Here is an 11593-nt window from a genome sequence, read left to right on the forward strand (position 1 = left end):
AAGCTTTTTTTAGTTTATTTTGATCTTTTTTCTAACAAATCTGGGCGACGTTCTTTTGTACGTTCAACTGCTTTTTCATGCAACCATTCTTCAATTTTAGGAAAGTTACCCGAAAGTAAAACATCAGGAACTTTTAGACCTTTATATTCGGCAGGACGCGTATAAATTGGTGGCGCTAACAAATCATCTTGAAACGAATCTGAAAGGGCAGAAGTCTCATCACCAATTACGCCAGGTAATAAACGAATAATAGAATCAGCCAAAATAATTGCGCCAAATTCTCCACCAGAAAGCACATAATCGCCAATCGAAATTTCTCTCGTCACATACATATCTCGAATACGTTGATCGATTCCCTTGTAATGTCCACAAATCATCATAAGATTTCCTTTCAACGACAAATCATTCGCAATTGTTTGATTCAACGTTTCACCATCTGGCGTCAAATAAATAATTTCATCATAAGTTCGTTCATCTTTCAATTTCGAAATCATTTTGTCCAAAGGCTCGCACATAATCACCATTCCAGAAGTTCCTCCGTACGGATAATCATCTACATGACGATAACGTCCTTTTCCAAAATCTCTCAAATCATGAACATGAATTTCAGCTAAACCTTTGTCTTGCGCACGTTTCATAATCGAGGCAGAAAATGGACTAACTAATAATTCGGGTAAAACAGTGATAATATCTATTCGCATGCTGCAAAGATATTTGTTTAGCTACGTTTGAGCAAGTTTAAATCTATTTTTTGAATTTGATTGTTTTAATAGAATTTATAAATTCTTCTTGTGACTTTTCATCTAAATTGTAACCAATAAAATTAAATTTTGAAGTTGAGTTTTTAATAGTATCCATATAAACTGCAATTAATTTATGATGATTTGATTGTATAAGTTTTGCTTTTTGATGATCAATAACAATATAAGAAATCTGGTATTTTGAATGTACGATAGAATCAATATTTGTTTTATGAAGTTTATTGATATATAATTCAGAGATTTTTTCCAATTCTAAATCAGGATTATTATTTAAAATAGTTGTAAAAATACTATCTGCAATTTTAGCATTAATATCAAAATCTCCGCCTGCAAGTAAACCATAATCATAAATTAATGTATCATTATTTGGAGTAATAATTCCTCCAACTTCACTATCAATTCCGCCTAATTACACTTTTTTCCAATCTTTCGGAATTTCCATAGAAAAACTTCTAAATTGAATCGTTTTATAATTGCTTTTATTACAAGATATTAATCCAAATAATATAATGAATGATAAATATTTTAATTGATTATTCAAATGATTGATTTTCTTTTAAAATCAATAAATATAATTGATATTATTCATTAGCCTTATTCAAATGAAATCGAGTAAATTTGTCTAAAATTTTAATCAAATGTTTTTATATAACAGACATAGACGACTACGCAAAAACGAATCAATTCGTAGTATGATTCGCGAAAATCATTTGTCACCAAACGATTTTATTTTACCAATTTTTATGGCTGAAGGAGAAGGCGTGAAGGAAGAAATTGCTGCAATGCCAGGTATTTACCGCCAATCTCTTGACAATACTGTAAAAGAAGTAAAAGAAATTTGGGATTTAGGTATAAAATCAGTTAACATATATTGTAAAGTTAGTGATAACTTAAAAGATAATACAGGTAAAGAGGCTTGGAATCCAAACGGATTGATGCAAAATACAATCAAAGCAATTAAAGATGCTGTTCCAGAAATGATTGTAATGCCTGATGTTGCCTTAGATCCATATTCAATTTATGGTCATGACGGAATCATCAAAAATGGAGAAGTTATTAATGATGAAACAGTTGATGCTTTGGTAAAAATGACATTATCTCATGCAGAAGCTGGTGCAGATTTTGTTGCGCCTTCTGATATGATGGACGGTCGAATAGGAGCGATGCGCGCTGCGTTGGAGGAGAACGGTTTTCATAATGTAGGAATTATGACGTATGCTGCGAAATATGCATCATCTTTTTATGGACCTTTCCGTACAGCTTTAGATTCTGCACCAGTTGATTCTCAAGAAATTCCGAAAGACAAAAAAACCTATCAAATGGATTACCATAATTCACAAGAAGCATTGCGCGAAGCAATTGCGGATGTAGAAGAAGGTGCAGATATTTTGATGGTAAAACCAGGTATGGCATATCTGGATATTGTTAAATTAGTGAAAGATAATTTACAAGTTCCGGTTTCTGTTTATCAGGTTTCAGGTGAATATGCGATGATAAAAGCTGCTGTAGAAAAAGGTTGGTTAGATAATGATAAAGTAATTTTAGAGTCTTTAACTTGTTTCAAAAGAGCAGGAGCAGACCTAATTTCAACTTATTTTGCAAAAGAAGCAGCAAGATTATTGAACGATCAATAAATCAGTTCAAAATAAAAATAAAAAAATCCACTTCATTTGAAGTGGATTTTTTATGCTTTAAAGCGAATAATTAACCATTTTCGCTGTAAATTGTTGTTTTTCTAATGTAGATAGAAAATATTTTTGTTCAGCTTCAGCTTGTTCTTTTTTCTGATAATTCTTTTCGTAACCCGTTTGAATTTCTTTTAAAGAACCAATCGTTCCATTTTTCAATAAATAATTCTGAAACTTTGTATATCTATCTGCCAATTTGCCGTAGATATCTTTGTTATCGATGTTTGCTTCATAAACATCTGTCACATAAACTTCATTATCTTGTCCATAAGCGATGGAAAAAAAATAATAAGTTTGGTTATTCTTTGTTTGACTGAAAACCACCCCAGTAACAAAGAATAAAAATAGTACTAAACCTTTTTTCATTCAACCAAAATTTGAGCACGCAAGTTAATCATTATAACTTAATTAAAACCCTTGTTGTGTGATTTTATATTATTCGGTATAATTTTTTTATATTTGTGTCCTAAAATTGACTCAAAATGTTTCAAAATCTTCAGGATAAATTAGATAAAGCATTACATACCTTAAAAGGAAAAGGACAAATTACAGAAATTAACGTTGCAGAAACCGTAAAAGAGGTGCGTAGAGCCCTTGTTGATGCCGATGTTAGTTATAAAGTTGCAAAAGATTTTACAAATACGGTAAAAGAAAAGGCTTTAGGTGAAAACGTAATTACGTCGCTTAATCCTGGACAATTAATGGTAAAAATTGTTCATGATGAATTAGCAAAATTAATGGGAGGTGAGGTTACTGAACTGAAAGTAGACGATAATCCGACAATTATTTTGATTGCTGGTTTGCAAGGTTCTGGTAAAACAACTTTTTCTGGTAAATTAGCTAATTTCCTAAAAACTAAGAAAAACAAAAAAGTATTATTAGTTGCTGGTGATGTTTATCGTCCAGCTGCCATCAATCAGTTACAAGTTTTAGGAGAGCAAATTGGTGTAGATGTTTATGCTGATTTAGAAAACAAAAATCCTGTAGAAATTGCTCAATCAGCGATTGCACAAGCAAAACAAAATGGAAATAATGTAATTATTGTCGATACAGCTGGTCGTTTGGCGATTGATGAGCAAATGATGGATGAAATTCGTCGCGTTCACCAAACAGTTAATCCTACCGAAACTTTATTTGTTGTAGACTCTATGACAGGTCAAGATGCGGTGAATACTGCAAAAGCTTTCAATGAAGTATTGAATTATAATGGAGTTGTTTTAACAAAATTAGACGGTGATACACGTGGTGGAGCTGCTTTAACGATTAGAACTGTTGTTGATAAGCCAATCAAATTTATTTCTACTGGTGAGAAAATGGAAGCTTTAGATGTTTTCTATCCAGAACGTATGGCGGATCGTATTTTGGGAATGGGTGACGTTGTTTCGTTAGTAGAGCGTGCTCAAGAGCAATTTGACGAAGAAGAAGCAAAACGTTTGCAAAAGAAAATTGCAAAAAATAGCTTCGATTTTGATGATTTCTTAAAACAAATTCAGCAAATCAAACGTATGGGTAATATGAAAGATTTGGTTGGAATGATTCCTGGAGCTGGAAAAGCGTTGAAAGATGTAGATATTGACGACAATGCTTTTAAAGGGGTTGAAGCGATTATTCACTCAATGACGAAAAAAGAGCGTAAAAATCCAAATATTATCGATAATTCTCGTAAGAAAAGAATTGCAGCTGGTTCTGGAACATCTTTACAAGAAGTGAATCAATTATTGAAACAATTCTCTGAAATGGGAAAAATGATGAAATTTATGAATTCTGCAAATGGTAAAAAGATGATGGAAACAATGTCTAAAAATATGCCTGCAGGTGGATTCCCAGGAATGCCAAAAATGTAATAATAATACAATAATTTATAGTATATTAAAACCTCTAATTGTTAGAGGTTTTTTTATTTTAAACTAAATATATTATGTTAAATAGATTTTTCTTAATAGTTATTTTTTTCGGAATTTTTATAAACTGTCTTAATGGAGCTAGAGAGAAAGATGGTATAATAGTATATTATAATTATACAAAAGATGATGAGCTAGAGTGGAAATTAAATGACTATGAATACACATATTCTATAAACTTTATTTAAAAAGTAAATATAGAAATTAATCAATTTGATGATTATGCGGAAACAGAGTATGGAGGTTCATATCAATTTAAATTAGAGAAGAAAGACATAAAATTGTATAAAAGTTTACAAAATAAATTATCAAAAATTATTTTTGTAACAGACACAATAAAAAATAGTTATTATGGACATATTATAGTTTTAAATAGTTTGCAAATTATATTGTTCTAAAATATATTCCTAATCTAAAACCTTCAAAGTTGTATAGATAATCCCAAATAATAGGTAGACGACATTATTCAACTTTACATAATAAAGATTATTAATAATAATATTTCATAGAAATATTATTATTATAATATATATTATGTTAAATAAAGTATTTTATTAAGCTCTTTTATATATCCATTATTTATAATTTTAAATGTTGATTTCCCTAACAACAGTTTCTTCTACTAATTCATTTTGTTCTAATCTTCCTCCAGGCAATTCCCATTCGTTTCTATTGTTTTTAACTAACAAATATTTTCCATTAATTATAACGATTCCTTTTACAGAAATTGGAATTAAATATTCTTTACTCATTTTATTAAAATTTGGTTTTGTAAATGCCCAACGAATTTTAACTGGTACTGTGACGGATGAAAATGGTCAAAAATTATCTAACGTTCAGGTTCAGGATCCTCAAACGAAACGATGGACACAAACAAATTCGGATGGCTTTTTTACAATAGAATTAACGAACGAGAATACTAATTTGTCTTTTTCTCAAAAAGGAAAAGAAACACAAGAAATTGTTGTAGATTCTTCAGAAAATAACGTTTCGATTGTGTTATACAATCAAACTTTACGTTTGGAACAAGTTGATATTTTCCCAAAAAAAAAGAAAGAATATTCCGAGATTACGCTTGGTAAAGAAGCAATAGAAAATGTGCAAGCGTTTTCGTTAAACGAAGTTTTGCAACAATTACCAGGACAAGTAACAATGGATTTTAATAATAACGAGTTCAAAAATGTTGTTTTTAGAACTGCGATTTCTTCAAATAATTTGGGATTATCAGGAAGTTTGTCAAGTAATACAAATAATGATCGCAAAGATTATTTTCAGAATAAAGCGTTTGGGACGTCGATTGTAGTCAACGATATTCCAATTTCGAACAATGAAAATATGCAAGCGTTTACTTCCTTATCTGGTGGTGGTTTCAATGATTTTAATAACCCTAGTTATGGTGTTGATTTACGTCAAATTACAACTGCTAATATCGATGAAGTAAAAATTATTCAAGGAATAGCTCCTGCAAAATATGGTGATTTAACTTCAGGATTAATCATCATCAATTCTAAAGTTAGTGCAACTCCCCTACGCGCTTCCATTTCGATGTTAGATGCGACGACTGAATATAATATGTCAAAAGGTTTTAAAATTAATGATAGAAATTTCTTGAGTTTGTCGGGTAATTATTTGGCTTCTAATGAAGATGTTCGCGATAATTTAAAATCCTATAATCGTATAACAACAAATGCGGCGTGGAAATCATCAAACAAAATCAATACATTGGTTAATACTTTAGAAGGAAGTTTCGCAATCAATAATGATAAAATAAAATATGATCCAGATGATATTTCGGATCCTAAAATAAAGAATGACAAGTTTTCGATTCGATTATCTAATAATCTGAAATGGAACTTGAAAAAAGATTGGATTGATGCTTTGAATGTTGATGCAAATATCAGTTATGAAAAGCAAAATTCGAAAGAAGAACGTTGGAATAATGTCGCAACTGCTGCGGTTACAACTTCTACGGAAAATGGAATTTCGGATGCGATATTTTTACCAAATCAATACACGTTTGTCAAAAATGTAGAAGGAATTCCGATGTCTACTTTCTTAAATATAGAAGGTGTGAAAAATTACGAATCTAAAAATAATTGGAACCATACTTTTTCTGTTGGTTTATCTTCTCGATCAAGCTCTAACAAAGGTCGAGGGACATATACGGACGAAAATACAACGCCTAATTATTATACATTAAGCGGTGCAAAAGGTGGTTTAGGTTATCGTGATTATAATTTCAAAAATACCAAAACGCAATGGCAATTGTCTGTCTATGCAGAAGATAGAATTGTAAAATTTGGCGAAAATGACAATGTTTTCAAATTAGATTTAGGATTTAGATTCGATAATCAGTATGGAAATAACACATTTCAACCGCGTATAAATACATCTTATGCGTTCAATAAAGTGTTTAGAATTCGTGGTGGATACGGTATTGCTTCTAAAGCACCTTCGTTAAATCAGCTATTCACGGGAGATCGAATTTATGATCGTTTGTTGGGAGACGGAATTTATTATGTCAACAATAAACAATATGGGTGGATTGAAACGTTTCTTTTGGAAGGAAATAACTTAAACTTGAAACCAAGTAGATCTTACAATTCAGAAATTGGTTTTGATGTTAATTTACCTTTTGGATCATTAAATGTAACAGGGTATTATAATCAATTGAAGGATGGAATTTCAAGAGTTGATCATGTAGCAACTTTAGAAGGTTCTACAATTAGTGTCGACACATCCACTTCTACTCCAACTTATTCTGTTATTGGGAAAGAAGCCTATCAAATTATTTATAATACTTTGGAAAATAATTTAGAATCGACAGATAAAGGTATTGAAATGTTTATGAATTTTAACCGAATCAAACCTCTAAATTTAGATATTTCAGTGAATGGTTCGTATACAAAAACTACAAATAATAAGCCTGTTTATGAATATTCGGCTTCTACAAATGTTTTAGCAAAAGAGAAATATGCTGTTTATTATAATCCAAAATCGAATGATGAAGCTTTAATGTTTGGAACAAATTTTAATTATCATTTAAAAAAAGTTGGATTGATTTTATCTCTTCGTACAGAACATATTTTTATTCAAAATCACGATAAATACAACAATAGGAATCCAATTGGTTACTTAGATGAAAATTCTGTTTATCACGAAATTCCTGTCGAAGATCGAGGAAATACAGAATTATACGGACATTTGATTAAAGCTCCACAAAAAACATTAGCAGAATTACAAAATTCATTGCATAATTTTCATTTACGTATTTCGAAAGATTTCTTAAATGGATTCAAAGTATCTGTTTATACAACAAATGTTTTTGGTTTAAAACCTACTTATATCAACGATTCTGGTGAAAGAATTGTTTCAAAAATCGCAAAATTTTCATTGGGAGGTAAAATTGAATATACTTTCTAATTCTAAACAATTTCAAAAAAGATTATTATGTTAAAAAAATATATACTTCTCACTCCTATTTTAGCAAGTTTATTATTTAATTCTTGTTCTGATGATGATTTTGGAAATTCAGCGGTTCAACCCGTTACATTTACAACAAAAGTTACTTTTGATAGCGATTTTGATGCTTCAAAATTACCTGTAAATGCGAAAACAATTCTAAAAAATATACAAACAGGAATGACGAATGAAGTAATTTATGCAGATGGTTTAATTTTTGGACAATTATTTGGCGCAAATACAGTCGAATCTCAACCATATTCCCAAGCAAATGGACAATTAGATTGGTCTAAAGGTGAAGGAAACACAAAAGGTGCAGAAGCAAATACAGGTTATGTGTATGTTGCGAATGCGGTTCGTATTCCAGGAAATGGAACGACTTATCCAGTTCAACCAGGACAAAGTATTACAATTGCGCAAACGGCGATAAATCACAAAGGAAATTACACCGATGCAAATGGTAAAGTAATCGAAATTCTAAAACCAGAGTTGACGGTCGATTTATCAAATGCAGATTTTAAGGTAAATATGACGAGCTATTTAGGTTCTCAATATTCATATGATATTCAAAATCCTGCTGTTCCAGATTTAGATATTGTTTGGTGGGCAAATGGAAATAAAGATTTATTGTTAGATAATTTAGGTCGTCAAGCTTATATTCTTTTTAGGGCTGATGAAAATGATATAAATGGTTTTGGAAAAGTTAAAAATCCATCAAATAAAACGACGTATCAGTATTTACAATTGCCGAATTATTTTATTTTAGATGCTGTAGAAACAACACAAGACATGGGAACTAAATTGGTTCCGAAAAAATTACAGAACAAACAAGATGCTGGTTACGCCTATTTAACAGCAGGATCTTATACATCAACATCTATTATTCGTAAAACTCAAAAAACAATTAATGGTCGTATAATTTTGAAGGATACAAACAATTCGACAAACGATTTTGTAAACATCAAAGCTGAACCAAAGATTTTTGCGCAATAGAAATTAAATAACATGAAATCAATTGATTTAACAACATACGATAACAAATTATTGAAAATTGTTTCTTTTGCTTGTTTACTTTTAGGAAGTACATCATTTGCGCAAGAAAATGATTCGATAAAAGTAACTTCTAACGAAGCTGAACAAGTTATAAAGGATTTGAATTGGCAATTACCTGTTGCGACACATTCTTTACCGATTAAAGATTATACGCATACTGGAATTTATTTCAGTCATAAAAACAATCAATTTTCGCGTAAACAAACAGCAGAAGAAACAAGTCGTTACGGTTTTTTGAGCGAAGGTTTATATACAACTGAAAATGGTTTTAGAATTTTCGGAATGATTGACTTGCAGAAATTCAATGAAAAAAATCTTTCATGGAACCTTTCTGACGAGCGTACAGATGAGCAACAAGTGCTTTCTCCTCAATATTTCTACGTTCCGCGTGCAGCAGATTGGGATAATCAGCAATATTTGATTCGTGGTGGAGTTTCGAAAAATTTTGGCAATTTAACTTTGGCTGCAAAAGCTGAATTGAATGTCAACAAAATGGCGCGTAAATTAGATCCTCGTCCAGAGATTAAAAACAATCAATTAGTTGGAGAAATTCAAGTTGGTTATGAACTTTTTGAGGGACATCAGATTTTTGTGTTAGGTTCATATGGTCGAAAAGATAAAGATTATAGTCTAAAGTATAAAGGTAGAAATCAAGATGTAGAAGAAAATTCGAATACCTATTTGCGTTACATGGCTGGTTATGGTCGCGAAATTAATAATCCATTGAGAAATAAAATAGATAACGAAAAAACAATTTACGAATATTTTACACGAAATATCATTTCTAAAATCGGTGGTGGATATCAATTTAATTCAGACAATACAAAGTTGATTTTAGGTTACAATTACCAAGAAAATCAACAGCGAATGTATGATAGCAAAACAAAAGAAGATAAGTTCTTTATCTATGTTTGGGATATCAACGAGCATTTTGCTTATGCGAATTTTATGACAAAATTTGATAACAATACAATCAATACACGTTTAGATTTTTCGAGAAAAGATGGTGAAAATTACGATGTTTCTATCGGTGGAATGAATTATCAAAATCGTTTACAAAATCTAAATTTTGATGTTAACTTAGCTAATCGTGATGTTACGAAAATGAATTATTTTCTTGGATTCAAAACAAGCTATAATCAGAACAAATATTACGATGCTTTAGCTATTTATGACATGAAAATTAAATCGTTAGATGTTGGTATTTATGGAAATAAAGATTTAATGTTGAATGATAATTCGAAAATAAATATTGGTTTAGCTTTTAATTATTATGCTTTATTGGATTCTTATTTTGATTATACAAAAATGACTGGAATCAACGAAGATACTTTCTATGACAATGTAGCGGCTTATGATTATGCGTACAATACAACCAATCATTTTGATGCTTCAACTTCTATTCGCTACATTTTACCTGTAAAAAACAATAAAACAATCGAAGTATATACGCAGTTAAAAGGTATATTTGCAACAAATAAGAGCAATTTTACCGAAATCAATACAGATAATACGTATTTAATGAATTTCGGAATTCAATTAAATTATTAGAATGAAGATGAAAAAAATGCTTCCAATCGTTGCATTTGGTGCGACTACTCTATTTTATGCGTTTAACAGTAACAAAATAATCGATCAAGGTTATACAGTTACCGAATTACGTGCATTGTATAGTAGCGGAGATCAGTCAAAATGGCCTAAACCAACTGTTGACGAAAGTGTTTTGAAAGATGGTTTTGAAGATATTGGTACATTAGGCGAAGTTCCTTTTCCTAAAGATAATCCGTATTCTAAAGAAAAAGCTGAGTTAGGAAAATCCTTATTTTTTGATCCTCGTTTATCAAATTCAAATCAAATTTCTTGTGCAAATTGCCACGATCCTGAGCTGAATTGGGGTGATGGTCGTCGTGTTCCTTATGGCGAAGATCGACAATTGGGAGCGCGTAATTCGCCGAGTTTGATGAATGTTGCTTACTCAAAAGTGATGTTTTGGGATGGTCGTGCAAAAACATTGGAAGAACAAGCTGAATTTCCGATTCGTGATAAAAAAGAAATGAATCATCATATTGATTTTGCAACAAAACGAATTGCTGAAATTAATGGTTACAAAGAATTATTTAAAGCTGCTTTTGGTGACGAAAAAGTAACGAATGACCGTATTACAAAAGCAATTGCAACCTTTGAACGTACGATTTTATCACCAAAAAATAGATTTGATAAATTTATTTCAGGAAAATCGGATGAATTAACTGATCAAGAAATTGAAGGTTTACATCTTTTCCGTACAAAAGCGCGTTGCATCAATTGTCACAATACAGCATATTTTTCGGATAATAAATTTCATAATATAGGTTTGACATATTATGGTCGAGAATACGAGGATTTAGGATTATACAATACAACTAAATTGGCTAAGAATGTTGGTGAATTCAAAACACCTTCATTACGAGAAGTTCCTCAAAATGCTCCTTATATGCACAACGGACTTTTTCCTACGATTCGTGGTGTAATCAATATGTACAATGCAGGAATGTTCCATTTTCAACCAAATGAGAAACAGAAAATGATTCATTATTTCCGAAAACAACAGAGTTAGTTCAGAAATTGAATTTAACTGCTTCGGAAATGGATGCATTAGAAGCTTTTTTGATGAGTTTGAAACAGAATCAATACAAAATGCGTCCACCGCAATTACCGAATAAATAACAAATTGTAACGTCCTGAAAAA

General features: G+C 30.8%; 10 protein-coding genes. 6 read left to right on the top strand and 4 right to left on the bottom strand.

Annotated features, from left to right (window positions below):
• Positions 1-14: 14 nt before the first annotated feature.
• Positions 15-701 (bottom strand): tRNA (guanosine(37)-N1)-methyltransferase TrmD, encoded by a 687-nt coding sequence (gene trmD / locus B4E59_RS12985; protein WP_125349373.1) that lies wholly within the window; start codon positions 699-701, stop codon positions 15-17.
• A gap of 43 nt (positions 702-744) precedes the next feature.
• Positions 745-1011 carry a hypothetical protein gene (locus tag B4E59_RS12990; protein ID WP_291053387.1) on the bottom strand — a complete coding sequence of 89 codons (267 nt, stop codon included), beginning with the start codon at positions 1009-1011 and terminating at the stop codon, positions 745-747.
• 388 nt (positions 1012-1399) lie between these two features.
• On the opposite strand from B4E59_RS12990, the gene hemB reads away from it, so the two are divergent.
• Positions 1400-2395, top strand: coding sequence for a porphobilinogen synthase (hemB, locus tag B4E59_RS12995; RefSeq protein ID WP_038334133.1), 996 nt, complete (start codon positions 1400-1402; stop codon positions 2393-2395).
• 57 nt (positions 2396-2452) lie between these two features.
• On the opposite strand, the gene B4E59_RS13000 is transcribed toward hemB, so the two are convergent.
• On the bottom strand, positions 2453-2815 hold the full coding sequence (locus B4E59_RS13000) for a hypothetical protein (protein ID WP_219034601.1): 363 nt from the start codon (positions 2813-2815) through the stop codon (positions 2453-2455).
• A 116-nt stretch (positions 2816-2931) separates the two neighbouring features.
• Between B4E59_RS13000 and ffh the strand changes: the two genes are divergently transcribed.
• The gene (ffh, locus tag B4E59_RS13005; RefSeq protein ID WP_219034600.1) at positions 2932-4293 is read left to right on the top strand and encodes a signal recognition particle protein; all 1362 of its coding nucleotides are present in this window, start codon (positions 2932-2934) and stop codon (positions 4291-4293) included.
• 644 nt (positions 4294-4937) lie between these two features.
• Here ffh and B4E59_RS13010 read toward each other — a convergent pair.
• Positions 4938-5102 (bottom strand): NUDIX domain-containing protein, encoded by a 165-nt coding sequence (locus tag B4E59_RS13010; RefSeq protein WP_219035308.1) that lies wholly within the window; start codon positions 5100-5102, stop codon positions 4938-4940.
• A gap of 49 nt (positions 5103-5151) precedes the next feature.
• On the opposite strand from B4E59_RS13010, the gene B4E59_RS13015 reads away from it, so the two are divergent.
• Genes B4E59_RS13015 through B4E59_RS13030 form a run of 4 tightly spaced genes read left to right on the top strand, consistent with a single transcriptional unit; the run spans position 5152 to position 11461 of the window.
• Positions 5152-7773, top strand: a complete 2622-nt coding sequence (locus tag B4E59_RS13015; protein WP_291048252.1) for a TonB-dependent receptor — start codon at positions 5152-5154, stop codon at positions 7771-7773.
• A gap of 27 nt (positions 7774-7800) precedes the next feature.
• Entirely contained in the window at positions 7801-8805 is a 1005-nt protein-coding gene (locus B4E59_RS13020) for a DUF4876 domain-containing protein (protein ID WP_291053390.1), read from the top strand.
• A gap of 12 nt (positions 8806-8817) precedes the next feature.
• On the top strand, positions 8818-10416 hold the full coding sequence (locus B4E59_RS13025) for a DUF6850 family outer membrane beta-barrel protein (RefSeq protein WP_291048247.1): 1599 nt from the start codon (positions 8818-8820) through the stop codon (positions 10414-10416).
• Position 10417: 1 nt separating this feature from the next.
• Complete coding sequence (locus B4E59_RS13030) at positions 10418-11461, top strand: cytochrome-c peroxidase (protein ID WP_286494826.1); 1044 nt, start codon at positions 10418-10420, stop codon at positions 11459-11461.
• Positions 11462-11593 lie beyond the last annotated feature (132 nt).

Source organism: Empedobacter sp. UBA2044, assembly GCF_002333005.1.
In the GTDB taxonomy this organism is placed as follows: Bacteria; Bacteroidota; Bacteroidia; order Flavobacteriales; family Weeksellaceae; genus Empedobacter; species Empedobacter falsenii_B.

Excerpts from the sequence above, each read along its gene's own strand:
- trmD (WP_125349373.1), bottom strand. The coding sequence starts at position 701 with ATGCGAATAGATATTATCACTGTTTTACCCGAATTATTAGTTAGTCCA.
- hemB (WP_038334133.1), top strand. The coding sequence starts at position 1,400 with ATGTTTTTATATAACAGACATAGACGACTACGCAAAAACGAATCAATT.
- B4E59_RS13000 (WP_219034601.1), bottom strand. The coding sequence starts at position 2,815 with ATGAAAAAAGGTTTAGTACTATTTTTATTCTTTGTTACTGGGGTGGTT.
- ffh (WP_219034600.1), top strand. The coding sequence starts at position 2,932 with ATGTTTCAAAATCTTCAGGATAAATTAGATAAAGCATTACATACCTTA.
- B4E59_RS13010 (WP_219035308.1), bottom strand. The coding sequence starts at position 5,102 with ATGAGTAAAGAATATTTAATTCCAATTTCTGTAAAAGGAATCGTTATA.
- B4E59_RS13020 (WP_291053390.1), top strand. The coding sequence starts at position 7,801 with ATGTTAAAAAAATATATACTTCTCACTCCTATTTTAGCAAGTTTATTA.
- B4E59_RS13025 (WP_291048247.1), top strand. The coding sequence starts at position 8,818 with ATGAAATCAATTGATTTAACAACATACGATAACAAATTATTGAAAATT.
- B4E59_RS13030 (WP_286494826.1), top strand. The coding sequence starts at position 10,418 with ATGAAGATGAAAAAAATGCTTCCAATCGTTGCATTTGGTGCGACTACT.